General features: G+C 64.3%; 18 protein-coding genes. 13 read left to right on the top strand and 5 right to left on the bottom strand.

What is annotated here, in order from left to right; genetic code table 11:
- Positions 1-41: 41 nt before the first annotated feature.
- Positions 42-359, bottom strand: a complete 318-nt coding sequence (locus tag JG743_RS20570; protein ID WP_244672835.1) for an Hpt domain-containing protein — start codon at positions 357-359, stop codon at positions 42-44.
- Positions 360-529: 170 nt separating this feature from the next.
- On the opposite strand from JG743_RS20570, the gene JG743_RS20565 reads away from it, so the two are divergent.
- A complete protein-coding gene (locus JG743_RS20565; protein ID WP_202292593.1) occupies positions 530-3,904 on the top strand; it encodes an AAA family ATPase in 3,375 nt (1,124 codons plus the stop codon).
- 97 nt (positions 3,905-4,001) lie between these two features.
- On the opposite strand, the gene JG743_RS20560 is transcribed toward JG743_RS20565, so the two are convergent.
- Positions 4,002-4,862 (bottom strand): DUF1194 domain-containing protein, encoded by an 861-nt coding sequence (locus JG743_RS20560; RefSeq protein WP_202292592.1) that lies wholly within the window; start codon positions 4,860-4,862, stop codon positions 4,002-4,004.
- Between the two features lie 164 nt (positions 4,863-5,026).
- Here JG743_RS20560 and JG743_RS20555 point away from each other — a divergent pair, with 164 nt between their 5' ends.
- The 8 genes from JG743_RS20555 to JG743_RS20520 all read left to right on the top strand — a co-directional run bounded on the left by JG743_RS20555 (position 5,027) and on the right by JG743_RS20520 (position 18,198).
- Entirely contained in the window at positions 5,027-9,853 is a 4,827-nt protein-coding gene (locus tag JG743_RS20555) for an nSTAND1 domain-containing NTPase (RefSeq protein WP_202292591.1), read from the top strand.
- Between the two features lie 20 nt (positions 9,854-9,873).
- Positions 9,874-10,053, top strand: a complete 180-nt coding sequence (locus JG743_RS20550; RefSeq protein WP_210388524.1) for a hypothetical protein — start codon at positions 9,874-9,876, stop codon at positions 10,051-10,053.
- A 368-nt stretch (positions 10,054-10,421) separates the two neighbouring features.
- Entirely contained in the window at positions 10,422-11,483 is a 1,062-nt protein-coding gene (locus JG743_RS20545) for a medium chain dehydrogenase/reductase family protein (protein ID WP_202292590.1), read from the top strand.
- Between the two features lie 214 nt (positions 11,484-11,697).
- On the top strand, positions 11,698-12,741 hold the full coding sequence (locus JG743_RS20540; protein WP_202292589.1) for a LacI family DNA-binding transcriptional regulator: 1,044 nt from the start codon (positions 11,698-11,700) through the stop codon (positions 12,739-12,741).
- A 57-nt stretch (positions 12,742-12,798) separates the two neighbouring features.
- Positions 12,799-14,040, top strand: a complete 1,242-nt coding sequence (locus tag JG743_RS20535; protein WP_202292588.1) for an ABC transporter substrate-binding protein — start codon at positions 12,799-12,801, stop codon at positions 14,038-14,040.
- Between the two features lie 333 nt (positions 14,041-14,373).
- Positions 14,374-15,303 (top strand): carbohydrate ABC transporter permease, encoded by a 930-nt coding sequence (locus JG743_RS20530; RefSeq protein WP_202292587.1) that lies wholly within the window; start codon positions 14,374-14,376, stop codon positions 15,301-15,303.
- Positions 15,303-16,160: a carbohydrate ABC transporter permease gene (locus tag JG743_RS20525; protein ID WP_202292586.1), complete on the top strand. Its 858-nt coding sequence runs from the start codon at positions 15,303-15,305 to the stop codon at positions 16,158-16,160. Before JG743_RS20530 ends, JG743_RS20525 begins: the two co-directional genes overlap by 1 nt.
- A 43-nt stretch (positions 16,161-16,203) precedes the next feature.
- Positions 16,204-18,198 carry a glycoside hydrolase family 127 protein gene (locus JG743_RS20520; protein ID WP_202292585.1) on the top strand — a complete coding sequence of 665 codons (1,995 nt, stop codon included), beginning with the start codon at positions 16,204-16,206 and terminating at the stop codon, positions 18,196-18,198.
- Positions 18,199-18,207: 9 nt separating this feature from the next.
- On the opposite strand, the gene JG743_RS20515 is transcribed toward JG743_RS20520, so the two are convergent.
- Together JG743_RS20515 and JG743_RS20510 are read right to left on the bottom strand one after the other, a co-directional pair.
- The gene (locus JG743_RS20515) at positions 18,208-19,005 is read right to left on the bottom strand and encodes an endonuclease/exonuclease/phosphatase family protein (RefSeq protein WP_202292584.1); all 798 of its coding nucleotides are present in this window, start codon (positions 19,003-19,005) and stop codon (positions 18,208-18,210) included.
- 24 nt (positions 19,006-19,029) lie between these two features.
- Positions 19,030-20,490: a phospholipase D-like domain-containing protein gene (locus tag JG743_RS20510; RefSeq protein WP_202292583.1), complete on the bottom strand. Its 1,461-nt coding sequence runs from the start codon at positions 20,488-20,490 to the stop codon at positions 19,030-19,032.
- Between the two features lie 173 nt (positions 20,491-20,663).
- On the opposite strand from JG743_RS20510, the gene JG743_RS20505 reads away from it, so the two are divergent.
- Entirely contained in the window at positions 20,664-21,311 is a 648-nt protein-coding gene (locus JG743_RS20505) for a class I SAM-dependent methyltransferase (protein ID WP_202292582.1), read from the top strand.
- Positions 21,312-21,417: 106 nt separating this feature from the next.
- Here JG743_RS20505 and JG743_RS20500 read toward each other — a convergent pair whose 3' ends face one another.
- Positions 21,418-22,296 carry a hypothetical protein gene (locus JG743_RS20500; protein WP_202292581.1) on the bottom strand — a complete coding sequence of 293 codons (879 nt, stop codon included), beginning with the start codon at positions 22,294-22,296 and terminating at the stop codon, positions 21,418-21,420.
- 289 nt (positions 22,297-22,585) lie between these two features.
- Here JG743_RS20500 and JG743_RS20495 point away from each other — a divergent pair, with 289 nt between their 5' ends.
- The 3 genes from JG743_RS20495 to JG743_RS20485 all read left to right on the top strand — a co-directional run bounded on the left by JG743_RS20495 (position 22,586) and on the right by JG743_RS20485 (position 25,730).
- On the top strand, positions 22,586-24,163 hold the full coding sequence (locus JG743_RS20495; protein ID WP_202292580.1) for an HD domain-containing phosphohydrolase: 1,578 nt from the start codon (positions 22,586-22,588) through the stop codon (positions 24,161-24,163).
- A 90-nt stretch (positions 24,164-24,253) separates the two neighbouring features.
- Positions 24,254-24,526 (top strand): hypothetical protein, encoded by a 273-nt coding sequence (locus tag JG743_RS20490; RefSeq protein ID WP_202292579.1) that lies wholly within the window; start codon positions 24,254-24,256, stop codon positions 24,524-24,526.
- Positions 24,477-25,730 (top strand): substrate-binding protein, encoded by a 1,254-nt coding sequence (locus tag JG743_RS20485; RefSeq protein ID WP_244672834.1) that lies wholly within the window; start codon positions 24,477-24,479, stop codon positions 25,728-25,730. Before JG743_RS20490 ends, JG743_RS20485 begins: the two co-directional genes overlap by 50 nt.
- Positions 25,731-25,762 lie beyond the last annotated feature (32 nt).

The raw sequence follows: 25,762 nt of genomic DNA, 5'->3' as shown, positions 1-25,762 counted from the left end.
CGAAGAAATGAGCATCGCCGGCCGGCGCCCGGCCAGCCGCGTCATTGCAGCGCGCGCTCGATCTCCGCGATGAGCGCATCGAGCGCCGCGCCAATGGCGCCGCCATCCGCTTGCTCGACCAGCAGCGTCTCCAGCGCCGACGCCCGCGCGCTGATCTGCGGAAACCCGAACGTGCCGGCCGCACCTGCGAGCGAGTGGGCGAGCCTGATCAGCGGATCGTTGCCGGGCAGGGGAGCCTCACGCGCGGCCTTCAGCTCGGCGAGCTGATCGGCGCAGCGGGCGAGGAAGCGCTGGCGGAGAGGAGCGAAGGGATCGGTGGGGATGGCGGCGGTACTCCGTGCAATGTTGGGGGTATTCAAGCAGAAAGCGCGAAGGGTTGGAATGGCAGGTTGGGGCTGCTCATCGCTGTGGCCCGGCTCAGACGGCATGATGTCCTGCTTTGACCCAAACCGGTCATTCAGAACCCGGTCCTAGACAGGATGTCTCCCCTGGTGGATCATGCGTGGGCAGGCAAGCCAGGGGCGCTGCCATGGACGTCGGAGGTTGGCTGCGGAGGCATGGCCTCGAACAGTATGAGGCCGCCTTCCGCGAGAATAAGATCGACGACACGATCCTGCCGAGGTTGACGGCCGAGGACTTGAAGGACCTTGGCGTCGGATTTGTCGGGCATCGTCGTAAGCTGCTCGACGCCATCGCAGCCCTGCGCGCTCAAGCAAGCGCACAAACGCAGCTGTTATCCGATGCGCCTCTGGCAATCGACAATGCCGCGAAGGACATCGCTGAGCGCCGGCAGGTCACCGTGATGTTCTCGGACCTCGTCGGCTCGACAGCACTCTCCGCGCGAATGGACCCTGAGGATTTGCGCGAAGTGATTGCGGCCTATCAGAAGTGCGTTGCCGACGCCGTGCGTCGCTTTGGCGGGTTTGTGGCGAAATACATGGGCGACGGCGTGCTGGTGTATTTCGGCTATCCAAAGGCGCATGAGGAGGACGCAGAGCGAGCCGTGCGGGCGGGGCTGGCGGTCATTGATTCGATCGCAAGGCTCGCGACCCCGGCGCAAGGGGCGCTTGCGGTACGTGTCGGCATCGCAACGGGGCTGGTGGTGGTGGGCGATCTCATCGGCGAGGGAGCGGCGCAGGAGGAAGCGGTGGTCGGCGAGTCGCCGAACCTAGCGGCGCGGCTGCAAGCATTGGCGGCGCCCGGCCAGATCGTGATCCCGCTCGCGACGCGCCGACTGCTCGGCGGGCTGTTCGAGTTCGCCGACCTGGGCCTGCACGAGCTGAAAGGGTTCGACGCCCCGGTCCGCGCGTGGTGCGTGCTTCGCGAGAGTACGGCCGAGACTCGGTTCGAAGCGCGCGCGACGAGCGGCCTCGCCCCCACAGTTGGGCGCGAGCACGAGCTTGCTCTGCTCGCGGAGCTGTGGAGCAAGGCCGCGTCCGGCGAGGGGCAGATGGTCCTGCTCTCCGGGGAGCCCGGCATCGGCAAGTCGCACCTGATTCAGGCGCTCCGCGAGCGCGTGCGGGACCGGCCGCACATCCGCATCCGCTGCCAGTGCTCGCCGTTCCACGCAAATAGCGCCCTTCGCCCGTCGATTGTCCAGCTCACCCGCGCGGCTGGCTTCCATCCAGACGATTCGCCGAGCGCAAAACTCGACAAGCTGGAGCGCCTCCTGGCGCGGTCCACAGACAAGGTCCGGGACGTCGCCCCCTTGTTGTCGGCGTTTCTTTCGCTCCCGGTAGGCAGCCGCTACCCACCCCTGAACCTCAGCCCTCAGCGCCAGAAGGATCTGACCCTGGAGGCTCTGGCCCGGCAGCTTATTGGCTTGGCGGCCCGCCAGCCCGTGCTGATGGTTTTCGAGGATATCCACTGGATTGATCCAACTTCGCTAGAGCTTCTCGACCGATTGGTCCCCCAGATCCCCCGCCTTGCAGTATTGGCGATCTTCAGTTTCCGCCCCGAGTTCGTGCCGCATTGGATCGGCCACCCACAGGTCACCTCGCTCACGCTGAACCGCTTAAGCCGCCGGCAGGGCGTCGCCCTGGTGGAGCGGTTGACCGGGGGCAAGGCGCTGCCGGGCGAGTTGCTCGAGCAGATGGTGGCCAAGACAGACGGCGTGCCCCTATTCCTCGAGGAGGTGACCAAGGCGGTAATTGAATCTGACGTGCTGACCGACGAAGGCGACCGCTACGCGCTCTCGGGCCCGCTGCCACCGTTGGCGATCCCTGCAACCCTGCAGGATTCTCTGGTGGCGCGGCTCGATCGGCTAATGACGCCAGCGCGGGAGGTCGCGCAGATTGGCGCCGCCATCGGCCGCGAATTCTCTTATGAGCTGCTAGCGGCGGTCGCGCAGCGCGAGGAACGGGAACTGCAGGGCGCCCTCGACCAACTAATCAGCGCCGAACTCGTGATCGCGCGCGGTCGGCCGCCGCACGCGACTTGCATCTTCAAGCACGCATTGGTGGGAGATGCCGCTTATGCCACCTTGCTGCGCAGTCGCCGCCAGGAGCTGCACACCCGGATCGCCCGCGCGCTCGAGCAGCATTTCCGTGAGGTCGTCGAACACGAGCCCGAGATCGTGGCTCAGCACTATACGGCTGCAGGCCTCTCTCTTCAGGCCATCAGCTATTGGCAGCGCGCGGGAGAGAGCGCCAACGACCGTTCGGCCAACGATGAGGCCCAGAGCCATCTGCAGAAAGCGCTGAACTTAATCGAAACGCTCCCTGCGGGCCCGGAGCGCCAGCGGCGCGAGCTCGCAGCGCTAACGGTGCTGGGCCGCGTGCTCACTGCCAAGAATGGCTACGCAAATGCCGAAGTCGAGCCGGTTTATTCTCGGGCGCGCCGCCTTTGCGAGGTGATGCCAGAAGATGCGGATGTCTTCCCGGTTCTGCTCGGCCTGGCCATCTACTCGGCCACGCGCGCCGAACTCACGTCGGCGCACGAGCTGAGCGGACGGCTTCTCGACCTTGCCCTGCAGAGTAGCGATCCCGTGTGGATGGTCGAAGCCCATTATGCTCGGGGGGTCAGCTTTTCTTGGCGCGGCGACTTCAGGGAGGCACGGAAACATCTAGATCTGGCCTCCGAAGCGTATCGCCCACAGCGACACCGAGCTCATCTCGCCCTCTACGGCCAGGATCCCGGACCGATTTGCTTATGTCGTGGGTCAGCCGTGCTTTGGCACCTTGGCTACCCCGACCAGGCGCTGGCCCGGATGGAAGACGCCCTTATCTTGGCCGAGCGATTGGCGCACCCCTTCAGCCGCGCTTACGTGCTGGTATGGGCTGCGTGGCTACGACTATTCCGACGCGAGGTGGCCGAAGCCGCGGAGCAGATCGACCGTGCGCTCACGTTCGCGACCGAGCAGGCGTATCCCTTCTGGGTTGCCATGGCCGCCCAGCAGAAGGGATGGCTCTCGGCGAAGCAGGGCCATAAGGAGCGAGCGATCGCCCAAATTGAGGATAGCCTGGCTCTGATGCAGGCCGTCGGAACGCAAGTGACGCAGGCGTACACGATGGGATTCCTCGGGGAGGTGCTCGGGAGTGTCAATCGCTCATCGGACGGCGTGCGCCTGATCGATCGGGCTCTCGACCAGGTGAACCGGACCCGCGAGCAGTGGTGCGATGCCGAATTGCTGCGGCTCCGAGGTGCCATATGCGCTGCCGCGGAACCAAGCGATTGGCACGAGGCTGAAATCTCGTTCCGCCAAGCGATCGAACGGTCTCGTGAGCAAGGTGCCAAATCATGGGAGCTCCGCGCCGCCACATCGCTTGCGCGCCTTTTGGCCGCACAGGGCAAGCGCGCGGAGGCGCATGACCTGCTCGCGCCGACCTACGGCTGGTTCACCGAGGGCTTCGACACGCTCGATCTGAAAGAGGCCAAGGCCTTGCTCGACAAGCTGCGGGCATGATGAGGCACATGCTAGCCATGCAATCTCCGGTCATGGCGCAAAACAGTTGCCGATTTGCTAGGCGCGAAGGTCGGCGACATCGCGGTCACCCCTATCGTTACCGGCCCGGCAACTGAGCGATCACGTTGCAATCGACCGTGCGGTCTGAACGCGCGGTGTAGTCGGCGTAGATTACCTGACCCGTGCTCATTGAGATTTCGCGCACCAGCTTTTGACGGACTGCGGTGGCGAACGTTGCGGCCTCGGTGACGCCGATTGTAAATGCGTCTGGTCCGCCAATGACGCAGCGCTCGAAATAGGATTGTAGGTAGGAACGGTCGTACATTGCAAACCCGCCGACCCCGCCAGCTCGGGGCAAGGCGACTGGCAGCCCGTTGATCGTCACGCCTTCCGCGAGAAGGACCTGCCGGATGGGGCCAAGGATTGCTCCGGCATTGTTGGGTCCGTCGCCGGAGACATCAATGACCCTGCGCGGGCTGCGCAGGCCACTTTTCGCGAACAGAGCATTTGCGGCCGACAATGCGCCGGAAATTGACGTTCCTCGGCCTTCAGTCAACGGCAGCGCCGCGAGTTCGTCCGCCAAATTCAGAGCGTCCTCGCTGCCTTTGACGATTGTCCACGGCAAAACGACTGTTTGTTGGCGTGGCCCGGCCCACTCCAGATAAAGCACTGCGATTCTACCCCGCTCTCCCGACCCGATTGCCCTGGCGATGTCCGCGTGGCGGAAGGCAGCGACGTAGCCGTCGCGCTGCACCTTCTGCTCAACGTTGCTCATCGAGGGCGAGACATCGACGGCAAGGATCAATTGCAGATCGACTTCGGCCAGATCGCGTGCTGGACGGTCGGTCGAGTGAGCCCGGGGCGTCGCCGCGAACAACAGTGTGAGCAGGCAGACGCCGGCGAGCCATAGCACCGGTCTTGCACCCGCACGTCGAGCAATCGGAACCAAGTAGTCCATGACGAGCCCTCCCGCTGACAATGCAATTGTCGGTCCGCGGCGTCTCCCGGGTCACGAACGGCTTCCGATCATTCGCCGAAATCTGCGCTCCCCGCCGGACTGGATGGTGGTGACTCTTCGCAGCGCGAAACCATGCTAAGATCGAAGAATTGGACTGCGGCTTCGTGCTTGAGGGAATCGGCTTGTATAGCTCGCCGCCCACGACGTTCGTACTCAACGGCGTTACCGCCGATCTGAGCAGCGAGACCTTGCGCGACAAGTCCAACAGGACAATCGCACTTCGCCACCAGACCTTCGCGGTGCTTCGTCACCTTCTGGAGAACGCTGACCGCGTCATCACCAAGGACGACCTGATGAAGGCGGTCTGGAACGGGATAGCCGTGACCGATGACAGCCTGGTGCAATGCATTCACGAGATCCGTGCCGCGCTCAACGACAATCGGCAGGCCGTCGTGCAGACAGTGCCGAGGCGCGGTTACAGGCTGGTGCTTCCCTCAAATGCCGGACCGAGAATGGCCGCTATCCTGGCCGCCGAAGCAGCCGCTGACGGCCGGCCGACAGGCAAGGATGCGGGAATCTCTGCTGCAACTTTCCGGGCGTACAGGCAGATCATCGACCGGCTGCTGGCTCAACATGCGGGTCGCGTGTTCTGGAACGCCAAAGAGAGCGTGGTCGCCGAGTTTACCGGCCCAGTCGAGGCGATGCGGTGTGCGAGCGAGATCCAGCGTGACGTCGATAGGCGGAACTGCGAAGTTCCCGAGACAAAGCGCCTGCACTTCCGCATCGGCGTTCACCTGGGTTATGTCGTCGCCGAGGGCGACCACCTCGCGGGTGAGGCCGTCGAGGTCGCCGCTCAACTGCAAAAATTGTCACGGCCGGGCGGGATTTGCGTCACCGACGCGGTCCACGCCCAGGCTCAAGACCGACTCTCGCTGGAATTCGTCGATCTCGGCGAGCACAAGCTGAAGAACGTCGCGCGCGCCTTGCGCATCTACCGCGTACCCCTTGCTTCGGAAGAGCCGGTCAGGTCGCCATTTCGCGGTCTCGATGCCTTCGAATTCGAAGATGCCGACCTCTTCTTCGGTCGAGCGCGAGCGATTGCTGCCTGCACTACAAGACTGGAGCAGCAAGCAGCAGGCGGTACGGCATTCCTGCTCATCTACGGAATGAGCGGTTGCGGCAAGTCTTCCCTCCTGCGCGCTGGTCTGCTGCCGTCATTGATCCGGCCTGGAGCCGTGGCGGGCATATCCTTGTGGCGCCGCTGCCTGATCCGCCTCTCTGAAGGACCGGATGCATTCGCTGTGCTGGCTGGGGCACTGCTTGGCGAGGCTGCTTTGCCGGAACTGTCCTGCGAAGTAACGGCCGCGGAGTTGGCTCTGCTTTGCAGGAGCGCGCCGGATCGGGCGCTGGCGATGGTCCGAAAGGCGCTTGGCAAGGCCGCCGGGTCGGCCCGCTCGCAGATCAGATTGCTTGTCGCCATCGATCAGCTGGAGGAGCTATTCACGACGGAGAAGCAGCCGGCGACGCGCGAGGCCCTTGTGCGGCTCATGGCTGTGCTGGCCGCGAGCGGACTGGTCTGGGTGATCGCGGCGATCCGTTCGGACTTTTTTCATCGCTGCGGTGAGGTCCCGGGTTTCTCGGTGCTCAAGGACGGCCTCGCCAGCTACGAACTCCTGCCGCCGACTGGCCCAGAGATCGCCCAGATCATCCGCGAACCGGCGCGCGTTGCCGGGCTCCGCTTCGAGGAGAGTGCCGAGTTGGGGCGGCTCGATGATGTGCTGCAGGAGGCAGCAGCTGCCGATCCCGGATCATTGCCGCTTCTCGAGTTTGTGCTCGACGCGTTGTACGAGGCCGGCCGCGAGCGCCGCGTTCTCACCTTTGCGCACTATCGCGCACTCGGCGGGCTCGAAGGCGCAATCGCGCGCCGCGCCGATGAAGTCGTGGACTTGCTCGCGCCCGGGATCCAGGAGGCCTTACCCGCGGTGCTGCGCGCCCTCATCACGGCAAGTCCGGGCGATGAAACGGTCACGGCACGTCCGGCCATGTTCACCGAAGTTGCAGGCACTCCCGCGCGATCGGCCCTCGTCAGGGCCCTGATCGACGCTCGGCTCCTCGTCAGCGATGAGGACGCCGCAGGACATGTCCTGGTCCGCGTTGCACATGAAGCACTGTTGAGGCGCTGGCCGCGCGCCGGTGACATTGTGAATGCAAACCGCAATTTCCTCGAGACGCGCGAACGCCTGAGGTCTGACGCCCACCGGTGGCACCTGGAGAACAGGAATAGAGAGCTTCTGCTTCCGTCCGGCAAACGTCTGGCGGAGGGCGAAGAGTTGATGCTGTCAAGACGGGAGGAGGTCGACGATTACGTCCTGGAATACATCGAGGAGTCCTTGCGTGCCTGTCGGCAGAAAGAGGAGAAGGACCGGCACGCAGAGCTGGCGCTGATCGCGGCCGCCGAAGAGGCAAAACGCGAGCGCCTGGAGCGCGAAGCCGAGCGCCGGAACCTCGCGGCTGCCGCGGCAAACCGGCTTGCCCGACGTACACGCAACGCCGCGATCGTGGCGATAATGCTCGCTCTCATGGCGGGCGCAGGTGCACTGGTCGCCTTCAGGGCGCAGGAGGAGGCAAGGTGGCAACGAGACCAGGCGCTGCGCAATCAGTCTCTTTCGCTCTCGTTCCTTTCGGAGCAGTCCACCGCGGCAGGCAACACCGAGGCTGCGATCCTGTTGGGGCTTGAAGCACTGCCCTCGAAAGACCAATCCGAGCGGCCATATCTCTTCGAGGCGGAGGCAGCCCTCTACAAGGCTCTGCTGGCGCACCAACAGATCAAAATCTTCCGGCATGGCGCCGGCGTGACGTATGCGGCATTCAATCCGACCGGCGATCGCATCGTCACCGCATCCTACGACAAAACCGCAGGCGTCTGGGACATCTCCAGCGGTGCCGAAACTGAAGTTCTGAAAGGTCATGAGGAGGTCGTGGAGAGGGCTGAATTCAGCCCGGACGGGAGCCGCATCCTGACGGCCGCGAGGGACGGCACTGCACGCCTCTGGGACGCCGTCTCGGGAGAACAGCTCTTCATCCTGCGGCCGGTAGGCAATTATCCGACGGCAATCTTCAGCCCGGATGGCACCCGGGTGCTGACAGCGGGGGAGAACAGCGATGCAACGCTCTGGGATGCTCGGACCGGAAAGAAAGTGCTGGGTGTAAGGAGCGACGCATATACGCGTGCTGCTTTCAGTCCAGATGGCCGCAGCTTCGCGACGGCGGGCAAGCATTTTGTTTCGATCTGGAATTCCTCAGACGGCGCGCTGACGCAGTCAATCCGAGTGACCTCCTGGCCCTACAGCCTGGCGTTCAGCCCGGACGGAAGCCGGATGCTGGCCGGCCCGTGGGGTTGGCATTCACACCGCGACACCTCCAGCCTTTTCGATTTGTCGAAAGGAACGGAGATCGCAAAGTTGGCCGGCAGCAAGAGCGACACGCAATTGAACGGCGTGATTTTCAGTCACGGGGGTCGGCGAATCGCCACGGTATCCCTCGATGGCACTGCCCGGATTTGGGATGGAGCGTTGGGAACGCTGGATGATGTGCTCGGCCAGGAGGTTTCGGGGTTGAAGCCAGACATCGACACAGATGAACGCGATGTGGAGATGAACGGTGCTTTCACCCCGGACGACCGCTTCCTGGCGACCGCCTCGATCAATGGGCCGATCCGCATCTGGGACGCTGAACGCGTCTCGTTGGTGACGACGATCGCCGGTCATGACTCTTTGGTCGAGCATCTGGAATTCAGCCCGGTTGACAGCAACATTCTTCTCACTGCTTCACACGATGGCACCGCTCGGCTGTGGGATGTCGACGGCGCCCTGACGACCGCGCTCTCGCATGAATACCGGCCGACTTTCGCGGTCTTCAGTCCCGACAATGTCCATCTGCTGACCGGCGGCGGCGACAGCGCGGCGCACCTGTGGGATGTTGTAAGCGGGCGCGAGACAATCCGGCTCGATACACAGGAGATCGTTCAGAACGCGACGTTCAGTCCCGATGGAAGGCGCGCCGCGACGGCCTCCCTTGGCGGCCAGGTCCGAATTTGGGATGTGGCCACGGGACAGGAGACCGCCCGGTTCCAAGCGCATGGCGGACTGATCCAGATCCAGTTTGGTCGCGACCGCAAATCGCTGGTTTCCGCATCGATGAATGGCACCGCGCAGCTGTGGGACGCGGCGAACGGCACCGAGCTGGCGGTCATCAATACAAGCAGCAATCTGCCGCAGGCCATTCTTAGTCCTGACGGAAATCTGATCCTCTCGGCCAGGGAAGACAATGCGGGCCACCTCCTGACGACGGGCGGAGCCGAGCTCAGGGCTCTTGCGGGGCATCAGGATCGCATCACGGCAGCGGCCTTCAGCCCGGACGGTCAACTCGTCGCCACGGGCTCACTCGACCACACGGCCCGAATCTGGTCGACCACGGACGGAGCAAACGTCAGGACGCTGGAGGGACACACCGGCGCGGTAGCGGTCGTCGCCTTCAGCCCCGACGGTCAGTCGCTGCTGACCGGCTCGCGCGATGGAACCGTCCGGATCTGGAGCGTCGCTGGCGGGTTGGAAAGGGCCGTTCTAAGGGGCCACAGCGGCGCGGTGGACAGCGCCCAGTTCAGTCCCAGCGGTTTGTATGTCGTGACCGCGTCCTCGAAAGATCGCACGGTCCGGCTATGGGCGACGCAATCGGGGCGCCAGATTGCCGTCCTTGACAGCCACGACGAAGCAACCGTTCTACTGGGCTTTACACGCGCAGCTTTCAGTTCCGACGGCACCCACGTTGCAATTGTTGCCGGCGAAAAAGGTGTCCGCATCGTTCGCGTCTTCCAGACACCCAAGGACCTCATTGACTTCGCCCGGCGCACCGTCCCTCGCGAACTCACCGCTTGCGAGCGGCGAAGCTTCTTCCTTCCTGAAGACCCCGCAACTGGCACTTGTCCGCGCTGATGTCGGCAACGGGTCGCCGCTTGAGCCGGCCGCCGGAACGGGCAACTCATCGCCGCATCTCGGCCGTCGCCGTGATCGAGAATTTCGGCTACCGCCAGCTCAACAATTTCTGGCGCGTGAAGGGCTGGTGGCAATTCCTGCGCGGCGACCAGGGCTGGGGCGAAATGACCAGGACCGGTCTCGGCGGCGCCAAGAAATAGGCGCGGCCGGGCAGGGCCGCGTCATACCAGCGTGCGCTCGATCTCCGGGTGGAATGGTGGGGCGGGACCGCTGATTGCGTATGGCTGGCGGTCAGAGGAGCAAACCGCGATGGGCTGCTTTTGACCCGCTGCGACCAGACGTGAGTTCAAGATCGAGTGGCGGCCGTACACTACATGGTGTCTCCTGAAATTCCATCCGTCACCGGCGCTGCTGCGGGGCGGCGCGCTACTGCAAATCGGATTGGAGACGCACTCGGGCGACCGATTTCTCGCGGGTTGATCTGGAGCAAGTCGCTTCATACCAGCGCGCGCTATCTTTTCATCTGAGGTTGCCTCGATGGAGGAGTCCAATCTGGACCGAGCCTGCTATGAAGTCTCTGCGCATCGTTGTTCGTCACTATGGCGGACCTGAAGTTCTGGAGATTGTGGAGGAAGACGCGCCCCATCCGGCATCGGGTGAACTGCGGGTGCAAACAATCGCCGCCGGCGTCTCCTTCGCAGAGCTACTAATGCGAGAGGGGATTCATCCGGAAAAGACGACCCTGCCATTCACGCCAGGATGGGACATCGTAGGCATCGTGGATGAGGCCGGAGAGGGCGCGTCCGATACGATGGTTGGCAAAATGGTTGCGGCGTTGCCCATTCATGGTGGCTACGCCCAGTTCATCTGCCTGCCGGAAGGTGAACTCACTCCGGTTCCAACTGGTGTTGATCCCGCAGAGGCAGTTAGCCTCGTGCTGAACTACGTTACGGCCTATCAGATGATGCATCGCTTTGGGCATGCCTCACCGGGACAACGGGTCCTTATTCATGGCGCGGCCGGCGGAGTGGGGACGGCTCTGCTGCAACTCGGCCGCCTGGCAGGTCTGGAGATGTATGGGACTGCATCTCTTGCAACTCATCAGATCGTATCCGATCTCGGGGCCACGCCGATCGACTACCAGCGGGCCGACTTCGTCAAAGAGATCCATCGCCTGACAAACGACGGCGTGGATGTCGTCTTCGACGGGGTCGGCGAAGCCAATGTCTGGCGTTCGTTTCGGACTCTGAGGCCTGGTGGCCGCGTCATAGCCTATGGCTTCACTTCATTTCTGCAGAAGGGCCAACTGGCAGGGGGCTTGCGTTATCGTCTTCGCGGAATATTGCGACCGGCGTGGTACGCGGTCCGCGCTTTCGTGTCACCAGGCCGACGGCGCATACTCCCCTATAGCATACAATACTTGAAACGGTGGAAGCTCGCTTGGTTCCGCGAAGATCTCGGCGCCCTACTCGAGCTGCTTCGTGATGGGAAGATCAAGCCGATGGTGGCCGAGCGGATGCCATTGATCGAGGCTCGTCGCGCCCAGGAGTTGCTCGGTCAGGGAGGCGTCAAGGGCAAGCTCGTGCTGATCTGCAATTCGCTGGCCTCCCTACAAGGATTTCCGATCTAGCTTTGGCGCGAAGCGGTCATCGATGACGGCACTAAGAGATCTCAGGCGCGCCAAATAACCAAAGTTATCCCCTTGCCAACCCCGGCACCTTCCCCTAGTCTCCCTCTGAGAAAACCTTTTCCCAAATTGCCCGAAGCGCATTGACCTCACCAGTCAACACCGCGCAGGACGATAAGAGAAAACCTTTTCCCACCTTTAGGATGCGCCTCGACACATGTCCTCCGACGCCTCGCCAGCGCCAGCTTCCGCCCCGGTCACCCTGCGTGAGGTGGCGTCGGCCGCCGGCGTCAGCGTGGCGACGGCGTCAAAAGCGCTGAACGGGCAGGGGCGGATGACCGCGGAGACGCGCGAGCGCATCCGCGAGACGGCGCAGCGACTCGGCTTCCGCCCGAACAGCCTGGCGCAGAGCCTGTTGCGCAAGCGCTCCTTCACCGTCGGGCTGCTCACCAACGATACTTACGGCCGCTTCTCGCTGCCGTTGATGGCCGGCGTGTCCGACGCGCTGGTCGATGCCGGCGTCTCGGTGTTCCTGTGCAATGTCGAGGACGATCCGCGGCTTGGCCAGCTGCATGTCGAGGCCATGCTCGACAAGCGCGTTGACGGCATCATCGCCACCGGCAAGCGCATCGACCGCCATCTGCCGATCGACCTCTCCAACCTGCGCATTCCCGTCATCTATGCCTTCACCCAGCCCGATCCCGGCTCGGTCGCCTTCGTCTCCGACGATGCCGGCGGCGCCCGGCTGGCGGTCGAGCATTTTTGTCGGCTCGGTCGCCGGCGCATCGCCCATGTCAGCGGGCCGGCGAGCTTCGCCGTGGTGCACGCGCGGGCGCAGGCATACCGCGATGTCCTTATCGAGCACGGCCTGCCGGTTGCCGAGCCGCTGCTCGGCGCCTGGTCGGAGGGCTGGGGGCATGAGGCGGTGGCGAAACTGTTCGACGGCAAGGCGGGCGAGCGACCCGACGCCGTCTTCTGCGGCAACGACCAGATCGCGCGCGGCGTCATCGATGCGCTCCGCGAGCGCGGCATCCGGGTGCCCGAGGATGTCGGCGTCATCGGCTTCGACAATTGGGAGATCGTGGCCGAGGCGACGCGCCCGCCGCTGACCTCGGTCGACATGAACCTGGCTGCGCTCGGGCGCGAGGCCGGGCTCGCTCTGCTTTCGCTCGTCGGCGGCCAACCGGCCACGCCGGGCATACGGAAACTGCCGTGCCGGCTGGTGGCGCGTCAGTCATGCGGCCGTCCGCCGGGCGGCTAACGGGCCAGCGCTGCAAGCGCGGCCGAACTGGGAGGAGAACCAATGAGGAGGAGAACCATGAAGACCATGATTGCCGGGCTCGCGCTCGCCGCGAGCATCTTTGCGCTGCCCGCTTTCGCCGCCGACACCGCCAACATCTGGGTGCGCGCCGACGGCTCCAACTTCATGCCGCGCATCGTCGATGCCTTCAACAAGAGCCATGAGAACCAGATCAAGCTCGACATCATCCCAAATGCCGAGATCATCCCGAAATACGGTGCGGCCGCCGCTGGCGGCACAGCGCCCGACGCGCTCTCGCTGGACCTGATCTACACGCCATCCTTCTCGGCCGCCGGCCAGCTCGAGGACATCACCGACTGGGCGAAGTCGCTGCCCTATTTCGCCAGCCTGTCGCCGGCGCATGTGAAGACCGGCACCTATAAGGGCCGCATCTACGGCCTGCCGTTCTCGGCCGATAGTTCGGTGCTGATCTGGAACAAGAAGCTGTTCAAGCAGGCAGGCCTCGACCCCGAGAAGGGGCCGACCAACTGGGCCGAGATCGAGGCCGACGCCGAGAAGGTCAACGCGCTCGGCGGCGACATCAAGGGCTTCTATTTCTCCGGCAATTGCGGCGGCTGCAACATCTTCACCTTCACGCCGCTGGTCTGGGCCTCTGGCGGCGACATCCTGACCGAGGACGGCTCCAAGGCGACACTGGACAGCCCGCAGCTGCGCGGCGCCATCGACCTCTACCGCTCGATGGTCAAGAAGGACCTGGTGCCGTCGGGCGCGCAGACCGACACTGGCGCCAATTTCTTTGCCGCCTTCGCCGCCGGCAATATCGGCATTTCGCCGTCCGGCGCCTTCGCCATCGGCGCGCTAAACACCCAGTATCCCAATGTCGACTACGGCGTCACCTTCCTGCCGGGCAAGGATGGCGGCTGGTCGTCCTTCGCCGGCGGCGACAATTTCGTCGTCACCAAGGGCACCAAGAAGCTCGCCGTGGTGAAGGAATTTTTGGACTTCGCCTATTCGCTCGAAGGACAAACCCTCTTGGCGAAATATGGCAGCCTGCCGGTGCGCGGCGACATCGCCAAGGAGGCGCTCAAGGATCTCGACCCGCGCTACCAGATCGCCGCCGAGGCGATGGCCAAGGGTCGCACGCCCTATACGGTGGTGTTCAACGACCTGATCAACTCCGCTAACGGCCCGTGGACGCAGATGGTCAACGAGGTCTTCTTCGGCGACGATGTCGACGGCGCGATATCGAATGCGCAAGAGACCATGCAGTCGATCATCGACCAGGCACCGCAGAAATAGGCGTTACGGCCTGCGGGCAGGGAAGGCACGCCTTCTCCTCGCGGACCACAACCCGGCCGCCCGACCCGTCTCCCTGGACGGGCGGCCGGAGATTGCATCGCTAACGGCAGGGTTTTTCGCGTTGAGACAGCACTTACCTATCAGTATCGCGGCGCGCCGGAAGGTTGGCTCCCACCTTCTCCCCTTGTGGGAGAAGGTGTCGCCGAAGGCGACGGATGAGGGGTGTTCCAGCTTGGCAAGGACGGTACTCCGTCGCGCACCCCTCATCCGTCTCGGCGCTGCGCGCCGATCCACCTTCTCCCACAAGGGGAGAAGGAAAGTGAGCGCTTACCCATGACCACCATCACGGCAGAAACGTCCGCCCCCGCGCGCCCCCGAAAACTGGTCGGCGCCGGGCGCCGGCAATGGATCGGCCTGCTCTATGTCGCGCCGGCGGTGGCGCTGGTCACCGTGTTCTTCATCATCCCGCTCGGCATGACGGCGTGGATGTCGCTGCACAACTGGCCGCTGATGGGCGAGCACTCCTATGTCGGCCTCGACAATTACTGGGCGATCCTGCGCGACACCCGCTTCTGGAACGCGCTGCGCTTCACCGGCTGGTACACGCTGGTGGTGACGATCGCGATCTTCGCCGTCGCATTTCCGCTGGCGATCTTCATCGAGCGGCCGCGGGCGCTCACCAATGTCTACCGCACCGCCTTCTTCATGCCGGCCGTCATCGGTTTTGCCTCGGCGAGCCTGCTCTGGTCGTGGCTGCTCAACGTCGATTCCGGCCTGTTCAGCCCGGCCGCCTACGATCTCGGCCTGACCGAGAAGAAATTCAATCTCTTGGCTACCTTCCAGCCGGCCTTCTGGTCGATCATCGCCATGGTGGTGTGGAAGGTGGCGGGCTTCACCATGATCATCCTGATGACCGGCCTGCAGTCGATCCCGTCGGAACTGCAGGAGGCGGCGATGATCGACGGGGCAGGGCCGTTCGCGCGCTTTCGCGCCATCACCCTGCCGCTGATGCGCCGCACGCTGGCGCTGGCGCTGATCCTGTCGGTCGCCGGCTCCATCCTCGCCTTCGACCAGTTCTACATCATCCTGCGCGGCGGCCCGCGCAACCAGACGCTGACCGCCGTCTACTGGATCTTCAACCAGTCCTTCGTGTCGTTCAAGCTCGGCTATGGCGCGGCACTTTCGATGATCCTGCTGATGATCCTCGTCGTGCTCAGCCTCTTCCAGCTTTGGCTGCTGCGCAAACCCGAGGGGGTCGACTGATGGCGCAGGCACGCAGCCGCAGCAGCCGCATTCGGCTCGGCATCGCCGAGCACGCCACCGGCATCACCGCCTCGCTGCTGTTCCTGGCGCCGATCGTCTGGACGGTGCTGTCGGCCTTCAAGCCGTCACAGGAGGCGCGCCTGCCGCCGCTGCCGCCCTGGCCGACATCCGGCTTCTCGGTCGAGAACTACGGCACGCTCAACACCTTCGGCGACGGGCTCTGGCTGCCGGCGCAAAACAGCATCTACGTCTCGGTAATGACGGTGGTGTTTTCCGTCATCGTCAGCGTGCTCGCCGGCTACGGCTTCTCGCGCTTCCGCTTCCCGTTCAAGGACATGCTCTTCGTCATCATCCTGTCGACGATCATGATCCCGTTCCAGTCGATCCTGACGCCGATCTTCCTGGTGCTGACCAAGGTCGGCCTGCACAACACGCTGACCGGGCTGGTCTTCGTCTATGTCACGCTGCAGCTGCCGTTCTCGATCTTCATGATGCGCAACGCCTTCGACGCAGTGCCGCGCGAGATCGAGGAGGCAGCCCGCATGGACGGCGCCAACAACGTCACCATGCTCTTGCGGGTCATGCTGCCGCTGGTCTGGCCGGGCATCGTCACCATCGCGCTGTTCGCCTTCCTCGGCGCCTGGAACGAGTTCCTGGCAGCACTCGTGCTGATGACCGACCAGTCGAAGTTCACGCTGCCGATCATGATGACGGCGCTGCAGTCCGGCCGCTTCGGCGCCATTGACTGGGGCGCCGTGCAGGCCGGCGTCACCGTGATGATGGTGCCCTGCCTGATCCTCTTCCTGGCGCTGCAGCGCTTCTATATCCGCGGCCTGATGGCCGGGGCCGTGAAATGAGCCGCGCTCGACCGACACTTTCGACATTGAATGGAGCATGCCGATGACCGCCCAAAAATCCGCCGCGCAAGAATCCGCCGCGCAAAAGACCGGCAGACTGAGCCTCGCCTTCCGTCCGCTGCCGGTGCCGCAGGTCGACGTGCGCGGCTTCTGGGGCGACCGGGTCGACGCGGTCGCCTCGCGCACCGCCGAGATCCTCTACGAGCGCTGCGTCGAGGCCCGCATGCTGGAGCAGATCGACCCCGACCGGCCGTCGCCGGGCGTCGTCATCCCCTTCCATTCGCCCTCGCCGGACGAGGCCGCCAATCCGGGCTTCACCGGTTCGACCGTGACGACGCAGATGTTCTGGGACTCCGACTGGGGCAAGACCATCGAGACCGCCGCCTATTCGCTCTACCGCCGCCGCAACGAGGCGCTGGAGAAGAAGATCGACGCCGTCATCGACCTCTACGGCAAACTGCAGCAGCCCGACGGCTACCTGTCGAGCTGGTACCAGCGCATCCAACCCGGCCTGCGCTGGACCAATCTGCGCGACTGCCACGAGCTCTACTGCGCCGGCCATCTGATCGAGGGCGCCGTCGCCTATCTCCAGGCGACGGGCAAGCGCAAGCTGCTCGACATCATGTGCCGCTATGTCGACCACATCGCCGACAATTTCGGCCCCGAGCCCGGCAAGAAGAAGGGCTATTGCGGCCATGAGGAGATCGAGCTGGCGCTGGTCAAGCTGTCGCGGGCGACGGGTGAGCAGAAATACATGGACCTGGCAAAGTACTTCATCGACCAGCGCGGGCAGCAGCCGCACTATTTCGACGAGGAGGCGCGCGCCCGCGGCGCCGACCCGAAGGCCTATCATTTCAAGACCTACGAATACAACCAGTCGCACAGGCCGGTGCGCGAGCAGGACAAGGTCGTCGGCCATGCGGTGCGGGCGATGTATCTGTTCTCCGGCATGGCCGACGTCGCCACCGAATATGGCGACGATACGCTGCGTGTAGCGCTCGACCGGCTGTGGGACGATCTCACGACCAAAAGCCTCTACGTCACCGGCGGCCTCGGCCCGTCGGCGCACAATGAGGGTTTTACCAGCGATTACGACCTGCCCAACGAGACAGCCTATGCCGAGACCTGTGCCGCCGTCGGCCTCGTGTTCTGGTCGAGCCGTATGCTCGGCATGGGGCCGAACGCGCGCTACGCCGACATGATGGAGCGCGCGCTCTACAACGGCTCGATCTCCGGCCTGTCGCTCGACGGTTCGCTGTTCTTCTACGAGAACCCGCTGGAAAGCCGCGGCAGGCACAATCGCTGGAAATGGCACCGCTGCCCGTGCTGCCCGCCCAATATCGGCCGCATGGTGGCGTCGATCGGCAGCTATTTCTATGGCCTCGCCGACGATGCGCTCGCCGTCCATCTCTATGGCGACTCGACGGCCCGCTTCGAGATATCAGGCAAGCCGGTGACCCTGGTCCAGACCAGCAATTATCCCTGGGACGGCGCGGTCTCGATCCGCGTCGAGCCGGAGGCGCCGGCCACCTTCACGCTGCATCTGCGCGTGCCGGCCTGGTGCCGCAAGGCGGCACTCAAGGTCAACGGCAAGGCGGTGGACCTCGATGCCGCATCGAGCGACGGCTACGCGGCGATCGAACGCGAATGGCAAAAGGGCGACCGCGTCGAGCTCGACCTCGACATGTCGATCTCCCGCCTGTTCGCCAATCCGGAGGTGCGGCAGGACATCGGCCGCGTGGCGCTGGCGCGCGGCCCGCTGATCTACTGCGTCGAGGAGGCCGACAATCCTGGCCAGCTGCACCGCATCAGCCTGCCGCGGACGGCGGAGATCGAGGCGCATCACGAGCCGAACCTTCTCGGCGGCATCGTCACGCTTTCGGCCACTGGCAGCCGGGAGGCGTCGGAGGATTGGCGCAACGGCCTTTACCGTGACGACCCGCCGGCCCTGGAGGAGGCAAGGGTGAAGGCGGTTCCCTATTATGCCTGGGACAATCGCGACCCCGGCGAGATGCTGGTCTGGCTGCGGGAGGGGTGAGGGCCGGGTTTATAGATGCACAAAGGCGGTGAGCGGCAGGTGATCGGAGGCCACCCGCGACAGCGGCGTGTCATGCGCTTCCACCGCTGAGACCATGCCGTCGCGGTTGCCCATGATCCGGTCGAGCGCAAGCACCGGCAGGCCCGAGGGAAAGGTCGGCACGACCGGCGGCGGGCCGAAGGTGGTGTGCAGCGTGTTCAGCGCCGAGCGGTTGCCCAGCCGCCACTCGTTGAGGTCGCCGAGCAGCAGCGTCGGCCGTTCATCCGCGCTGCTCATGATGTCGAGCACGACGCGCGCCTGTTCGGAGCGCGACCGACGCAACAGGCCGAGATGGGCGGCAATGACGCGCAGCGCCCGTTTCTCGTCGAGGTCGATTTCGGCGACGAGCGCCCCACGCGGCTCCAGCCCCGGCAGCTTGATCTGGTGGACGTCGCGCACGGTGCCGCGCTTGAACAAAAGCACATTGCCGCGCCAGCCATGGCCTTTGCCGTTGCCGGAAACCGGCACCGGCACCAGGCCTGTCTCCAGTTCGAGACGCTGAAGATCGAGAAGCCCGGCACGGTCGCCAAAGCGGTTGTCGGCCTCCTGCAGGGCGATGACATCGGGACTGATTTCGCGGATGACGCGCGCGGTGCGTTCGGGGTCGAATTTGCGGTCGGTGCCGATGCATTTGTGGACGTTGTAGGAAGCGACCACCATCTCGGCGCCGTCGACCCGCTTGCGCGGCGTTGCCTTTGCCTTCCGCGCCTTTCGGTGGCGGATCGACAGGAGCACAGTCTCCGGGAGGGTGCGTCCATTTATCTCCATGGTCCTGCTGCTCTGTTCCTTGCGCTATAGATAGGGCGATCCCAGCCAGAGCAACCGGTCGAAGACGCGGATGATGAAGGGGCGGGCTTTCAACGTCTCAAGCGTCACCGGCTGGGCGGACGCGATTGCCGCGCCGATGCGCGCGTCGATCTCGGCGGCAAAGCTTTCATCCAGGACCTCCATGTCGATCTCGAAATTCAGCCTGAGCGAGCGGGCGTCGAGATTGGAAGAACCGACATAGGCCCACACGCCGTCGATTGCCATCAGCTTCGAATGGTCGAAGGCGCCTTCGTGGCGCCACACCCGGCAATAATGCTTCAGCACCTGGTCGAACTGCGCCGTCATCGCGCGGTCGACGAGAAAGAGATTGTTCACCGCCGGCACGACGATGTCGATTTCGACGCCGCGCCGGCCGGCCGTCGTCAGCGCGCTGATCAGTTCGCGGTCGGGCAGGAAATAGGGCGACATGATGCGGATCGATTTGCGCGCGACCGAAAACGCGCCCATCAGCAACTTATGGTTGGTTTCGTTGGAGGCGTCCGGCCCCGTTGCCACCGCCCGCACCAGCATCGGCTGACCGAGGAGCGGCGTGAGCTTTTCCACCTGCCAGACCGCATCTGTCATTGCCTCGTTGCCGGCAAAGCGCCAGTCCTCGGCCGCCACCGAGAACAGGTCGGCGACCACCGGCCCGGTCACCTCGAAATGCGTATCGCGCGAACTGTCGGAGCCGGCGAATTCGTCGGAGAACCCCTTGCGGATGTTCATGCCTCCCGTGAACGCCACCGCGCCATCGACGATGAGGATCTTCCTGTGCGTCCTTAGATTGGCATAGGGGAGTCTCAACCCCATGACGATGTTGCCGTTGAAGAGGTCGGTGGTGACGTCCGCTTCCTCGAGCTGCTTGAGGATGCTCGGCACCGAATAGCGAACGCCGACGGCGTCGATCAGCACGCGAACGGTTACGCCGCGCTTGACGGCACGGCCAAGCGACTCGACGAACATCTGCCCGACTGCGTCATTGTCGAAGATGTAGGTCTCGAGCAGGACGCTTCTTTGCGCCCCGTCGATCGCCAGGCACATCGCCGCATAGGCTTCGTCGCCGGTCTTGAGCACGGCGATCGTGTTGCCGGACGTCATCGGCCGCCGCGCCACCCTGTCGCCCAGGGTCTTCAGCCCGGCGAAGCGCTGGCCATATCGTGCCGCGATCATGGCTTCGGCGGCAATGTCGCGCTCCTGCTTTGCCAGGGCCGCCTCGCCGGAAAGCGGCCGCATGGCGCTGATCGTCGCGCGGCGGATGCGGTTGATGCCGGCGATGGCGTAGATGATGGCGCCGAGGAAGGGCGACAGCAGCATGACGCCCACCCAGCCGGTGGCGGCGCGCACGTCTTCCTTCGTCATGATGGCGTGGACGATGCCGACGGCCGCCATCGCCAACGAGAGGATCAGGATAAGCTCGGACCAGTGACTCGCTATCGCCTGCAACATCGGCACAACTATTGTGCGAGCCGGCGTGGAAGGCAATGCGGCTGGTCACGGCAAGTCGAGGGTGATCAGGAGGCCGATTGCCAACCGGCCAGGATTTGGCCAGCCGGCACGGCCGGTTACGTTGCGTTTAGCCGCGCCATGTAAGGAATTCTGAATCCGGAGGCCGCACGCCAATGTTGGACAATTACGAGGTGGACAGGTTTGGCGTTATCCACCAGATCGACTTCACGCCGATCAAGTACGACAAGCAGTACATTTCCTATTACGAGGACCTGAGCGACCGGACCATCAAGCTCGGATATCAGCGGCTTGGCTGGGTGCTGGGGATCACCGGCGAGATTCCCCGGTCCGTTCTGGAGATCGGATATGGCACCGGCACATTCATCGAAGCCGCGAAGATAACCGGGGTCCCCGACTGCGCCGGCTGCGACATCGCCAGGTTTCCGCTGCCCAAGGGCGTCCGCTTTGTCGATTGGGATGAGGCGCTCGCCAGCGCGTGGGATCTCGTGGCGATGTTCGACGTGCTCGAGCACATCCCGGATCTCAGTTTCCTCGCCCGCCTTCAGGCCCGCCACCTGGCCGTCGCCGTCCCCTATTGCCGCTGGCGTGAGCTCGGCGCCGACGGCGACGCGTGGTTCAGCACGTGGCGCATGCGTCTGCCCGACGAGCACCTGCATCACTTCGACCGTGACTCGCTGGTGGCGCTGCTCGCAGACAACGGCTTCGAGTGCGTGACGCTGAACTGCTTCGAGGACGGGATCAGGCTGCGGCCCGGCGAAGCGGGTCCGAATATTCTGTCCGGCTTCTTTAGAAGACTATAGGCCGGTTAGTTCCACGGCTGCGGTCAGCCCATTCAGGCAAAGGCCATGCCGCTTTACCGTCATGCGGCAGGCGCGTCCGGCCGGGCGCGCCTGCACGCTGTCGGATTTACTGCGCCGGCGCCGGCGCGGGGGCCGCCGGCGCGGGCGCTGGCGTTGCCGTTGTGAACCCGCACTGCTTCTGTTCCATCTCGATCTGCTTGGTGATGCGGATGGCGTTCTGGGCGTAGGCTTCCGTCACGGTGCCGCTGTTCACGGTCTTGTCCTTCAGCGGACTGACGGCTGCGCAGAGGTGGAAGACATGCTCCGTCTCGGACTTCGCGGCTCCGTTTTCCGGCGCGATCCAGTACACGACATCCTGACCATTGGGATGTGCCGGGTCCTTGGTCGCCGCGGTCACCGCGGCGGAGTCGGTGGCGATCGCCTGCGCCTGGGCGGCGACCTCGGGCGAACACGCTGTGGTCGGCTGCCCCGCCTTGATCTGGGTCGCGCACGCGTTCATGTCCTGGGTGTACTGCTCGACCGATGGGGGTTGGAAGCTCACCCCGATGACAGTCGCGAGCACGGCCAGCACAGCGCCGACGCCGCCGGCAACCTTCTTGCTCTGCGGATCCATGTTCTTGTCGGTGAAGATCAGGAGAACCAGCGGCAGGAAGGCAATCAGCGTGATGATCGCGCCAAGCTGGTTCTGGACGAAGAACCTGAATGGCTCGGAGGCGCGGGCCGGATCATGCCTGTTGGCCGCCTTCCAAAGCAAGTTGCCGGCGATGGCGAAAATCGCGATCCCGACCAGAATGCCGATCAGCAGCGGCAGGTTTCCGTGGTCGAACTTGTGCCGGTAGAGCAAAACAACCCCGGCGATCTCGCCGCCAATGGCAACGATCCACGAGAGCGCGGCGAAAAGGCGGAGGCGCGTGGCGCTGGACTTCTGGCCCTGCGTCGCTTGCCAATCCTTGGTAACGTCTGTGTTCGGCTTATTGTCGGTCATGACTGGGTCCCCCGTATCGACACTTTTGCAGGGCGGCGTCACATCGGAAGGCGCCCGGCGCAGCGTCATTGCACGAACGTCGCCTGCCTTGGCGACGAAAGCGCCACAGCAGACCATATCTCCATCCCTATTGCGCATGATCGGATTCGTCCATACCCAAGGGACACGCCGATGCGGCTTCGGCGGTGTCAGCCGGCGGCTGGCTCCCGGTTCCGGTTTTTTCGAGAGGCAGGGATTCCGCTAGGTAATAGCCGCATGCGGGGATAGCATGCCGCTGACGGGGTGTGCGATGACAGACGTCTCGATACGCCGGGCGGACTTCATGATGGTCCTGGCCTATGCTTCGGACCTCGCAACCGGTCATTCTCGCGACTTCGCCCTGAAATCCTGCGTACTTGCGATGCGGATCGCACAGCTTGCGGGCGTTCCGGAACAGGTTCGGCGCAATGCGTATCACCAGTCAATGCTGCGCTATGTCGGCTGCAATGCCGACACCGACCTGCTCTCAGCCACCTTCGGCGACGAAATCGCGCTCCGCCAGGATCTCGTCGGTCTCGACATGGGCAACCGTGCGGAACTGGGCAGGGTCTTCGTCCAGGCCTTCAAACGGTTCTACTACGATCTCGATCCTGACGCGCAGGCCAGGGCGATCGGGGCCGCGATGTCGCAGGCGCTCGCGGTGGCGCGTCCGGTGCTCACGGCGCATTGCGAGGTCGCGCAGCGAATCGGCGAGCGGCTGGGCCTGTCCGATGAGGTCCGGCGCAATCTCGGGCAGATCTACGAACGCTGGGACGGCAAGGGCCTGCCGCGCGGACTGAGCGGCGAGGATGTTCTGCCAGCCGTGCGCCTGATCACATTGGCCCAGGATGCGATTGCGCTCTGCGATGCCGTCGGCATCGAGGCGATGGCCGAGACAATTGCCAGTCGCGCCGATGGCCCATACGAAGCGGATCTGGCCCGGCTCGTCTCCGCCAACGCGGCGAAGCTGATGGAGGGCATCGGCGCGACAGTCGACCGCGAGACGATTTTGGCGCTGGAGCCCGATCCGCCGGTGACACTGGATGAGGCGGCCTGTGACGAGGCTTTCCTCGCTATCGCCGACATGATCGACATGCGCATGCCGTTGACGCAGGGCCATTCGCGGATGGTGGCGGAACTGGCCGCGGGTGCCGGGAAACGGATCGGGCTGCCCGATCCCGACGTCCGCGCGCTGCGCTGGTCGGGATGCATCCATGACATAGGCGAACTCGTGGTGCCGGTGGCGACCTGGATGCGCAACGGTCCGTTGTCGGTGCGCGAGCGCGACGCGGCGCAACTGCACGCCTACTACGGCGAGCGGGCACTGGCGTCGTTCGGCCGCGAGGGCGATGCGATGGGTGCCCTCGTTCTACGCCATCACGAACGCCTGGACGGCTCGGGCTATCACCGCAAGGTCAACGGCTCCGATTTGTCCCCGGCCGCCAGGATCCTGGCCGCCGCCGAAGCCTTCCAGACATCGCGAGAGGAACGTCCGCACCGCAGGGCGCTGTCCAGTGAGGCGGCGGCGGCCCAACTGCGCGCCGCTGTTCGTGACGGCTGTATCTGCCCCGATGCCGCCGAGGCCGTGTTGTCCTTCGCGGGGCAGCCGTCGCGGCGGGCTCTGTCGCGGGCCCTGGCCGGCATGACGCCGCGCGAGATCGAGGTGCTGCGCCTGATCGCCGCCGGGCTCACGGCGAAGGAAGTGGCCCGCAAGTTGGATATCTCGCCCAAGACCGCGGACCATCACATCCAGAGCGTCTATGCCAAGATCGGCGTGACCACCCGCGCCGCCGCGGCCCTCTATGCGGTCGAGCATGGCCTCGTTCGGCCGGGTGAGACGCCAGCATAGGGAATCCACCCCATGTGCGCCTGCCGCAAGGCGCGCATCGTGATCCTGTCGACGGACCAATGGTGGCCGCGACCGACAGGAGGAAATCCGATGCTTCTCGCAACGACCAGGGTGGCGGACGTCGACCGCTTCATCCGTATCTTTTCGACCAAGGGCGCAGACAAGCGCCGGCTGCACGGCTCGAACGGCGCAACGGTGTTCCGAGACCCGAGCGAACCCGACCGCGTCTGGGCGATTTTCGACTGGGACGCCGAGGGCTGGAGGAACTTCGTGTCGGATCCGGAAGTGCCGGCGATCCTGCAGGAAGCCGGCCATGTCGGCAAGCCGCAGGCTGCACTGCTGCTCGGTCACTACGAAGCCTGATGTCCGCGATGCGCGCCGCGTGCCTTCGGCGGCGGAGTGCCCGACGAAACCCCAGAATCGGAGAAATCAGATGAATTCGAACCCAATCAAGATTGGCCTCATCGCCGAACTGACCGGCCCATTGTCATTCATGGGCATCGCCAACGCCAACCTCACGACCATGCTCGTCGACGACATCAACGCCAAAGGCGGCCTGCTCGGCCGGCCTGTGGCGTTGGTCATAGAGGATGGCGAGACAATCGAGAGTGTCGCCAAGGCAAAGGCCGCGAAACTGGTCGACGTCGACAAGGTCGATGTGGTCGTCGGCGGCATCTACAGTTCGACCCGCCTGGCCATCAAGAGCGAGGCGGTCACCCGCGGCAGGACGCTCTACATCTATACCGAGCAGTATGAGGGGCAGGAAAACGATCCCCTGATCTTCTGCACCGGGCCCGTGCCCGCGCAGCAGGTCGAGCCGCTGATACCATGGCTCATGAACAGCACCGGGGCGAAGAGGTTCTATCTGCCGTCGGCCGACTACATCTGGCCCCATTTGCTGAACAAGGCCGCCAGCCGGGCGGTCCGCGCCAATGGTGGCGAGATCGTCGGCGAGGAGTATTTTCCGTTGGACACCGTCGATTTCCGGCGCACCGTGCAGCAGATCATGGCGAGCGGCACCGATGTGGTTTTCAACACCATCGTCCCGCCGGGCCTGACACCGTTCCTCGAAGAACTGCACAAGGCCGGTTTCGGCAAACGCGGCGGCAGGATCGTCTGTACCTACTTCGACGAGAACTTCTTCAATCTGGTGCCGTCCGAGCAGATCGAGGGCCTTTACAGCTGCCTCGACTACTATCAGGAACTCGACGAACCGTTCGGTCGCGCGCTCTTGCGCCGCTACAGCGAACGGTTCTCCGGCGGTGCCACCTTGACCGCGGGCAGCGGCTGCACCGGCCACTACCGGGCGATCAAGATGTGGGAAGCGGCGGTGAAGGAAGCGGGCAGTGTCGAGCGTGATGCGGTTATCCGGGCGCTTGATCATGCCCGGATCAGCGAAGGCCCGGGCGGTCCGGCCGAAATGGTTCCCGGTCAGCACCATGCTCGAATGAACATGTACATCGCGCAGGCGCAGGGCGGTCGATTCCGTGTGGTGAAGAACTTGGGCATGATCGATCCCAACGAGCGCATGCTCAGCGATGAATTTCAGATGAGCAACGTGGGATGACAGGTGGCGCTGATCACCGTTCTTCCAAATGG

This window comes from Mesorhizobium sp. 131-2-1 (assembly GCF_016756535.1).
In the GTDB taxonomy this organism is placed as follows: Bacteria; Pseudomonadota; Alphaproteobacteria; order Rhizobiales; family Rhizobiaceae; genus Mesorhizobium.
Note: the sequence above shows the minus strand (reverse complement) of the source record. Positions and strands in the feature narration are given on the sequence as shown.

Bases quoted from the DNA above. Each gene is read 5' to 3' on its own strand.
- JG743_RS20525 (WP_202292586.1), top strand. From the start codon at position 15,303: ATGGCGCAGGCACGCAGCCGCAGCAGCCGCATTCGGCTCGGCATCGCC.
- JG743_RS20500 (WP_202292581.1), bottom strand. From the start codon at position 22,296: ATGACCGACAATAAGCCGAACACAGACGTTACCAAGGATTGGCAAGCG.
- JG743_RS20540 (WP_202292589.1), top strand. From the start codon at position 11,698: ATGTCCTCCGACGCCTCGCCAGCGCCAGCTTCCGCCCCGGTCACCCTG.
- JG743_RS20565 (WP_202292593.1), top strand. From the start codon at position 530: ATGGACGTCGGAGGTTGGCTGCGGAGGCATGGCCTCGAACAGTATGAG.
- JG743_RS20545 (WP_202292590.1), top strand. From the start codon at position 10,422: ATGAAGTCTCTGCGCATCGTTGTTCGTCACTATGGCGGACCTGAAGTT.
- JG743_RS20515 (WP_202292584.1), bottom strand. From the start codon at position 19,005: ATGGAGATAAATGGACGCACCCTCCCGGAGACTGTGCTCCTGTCGATC.
- JG743_RS20485 (WP_244672834.1), top strand. From the start codon at position 24,477: ATGTCGGCAAGCCGCAGGCTGCACTGCTGCTCGGTCACTACGAAGCCT.
- JG743_RS20560 (WP_202292592.1), bottom strand. From the start codon at position 4,862: ATGGACTACTTGGTTCCGATTGCTCGACGTGCGGGTGCAAGACCGGTG.
- JG743_RS20510 (WP_202292583.1), bottom strand. From the start codon at position 20,490: ATGTTGCAGGCGATAGCGAGTCACTGGTCCGAGCTTATCCTGATCCTC.
- JG743_RS20505 (WP_202292582.1), top strand. From the start codon at position 20,664: ATGTTGGACAATTACGAGGTGGACAGGTTTGGCGTTATCCACCAGATC.
- JG743_RS20490 (WP_202292579.1), top strand. From the start codon at position 24,254: ATGCTTCTCGCAACGACCAGGGTGGCGGACGTCGACCGCTTCATCCGT.
- JG743_RS20535 (WP_202292588.1), top strand. From the start codon at position 12,799: ATGAAGACCATGATTGCCGGGCTCGCGCTCGCCGCGAGCATCTTTGCG.
- JG743_RS20495 (WP_202292580.1), top strand. From the start codon at position 22,586: ATGACAGACGTCTCGATACGCCGGGCGGACTTCATGATGGTCCTGGCC.
- JG743_RS20520 (WP_202292585.1), top strand. From the start codon at position 16,204: ATGACCGCCCAAAAATCCGCCGCGCAAGAATCCGCCGCGCAAAAGACC.
- JG743_RS20530 (WP_202292587.1), top strand. From the start codon at position 14,374: ATGACCACCATCACGGCAGAAACGTCCGCCCCCGCGCGCCCCCGAAAA.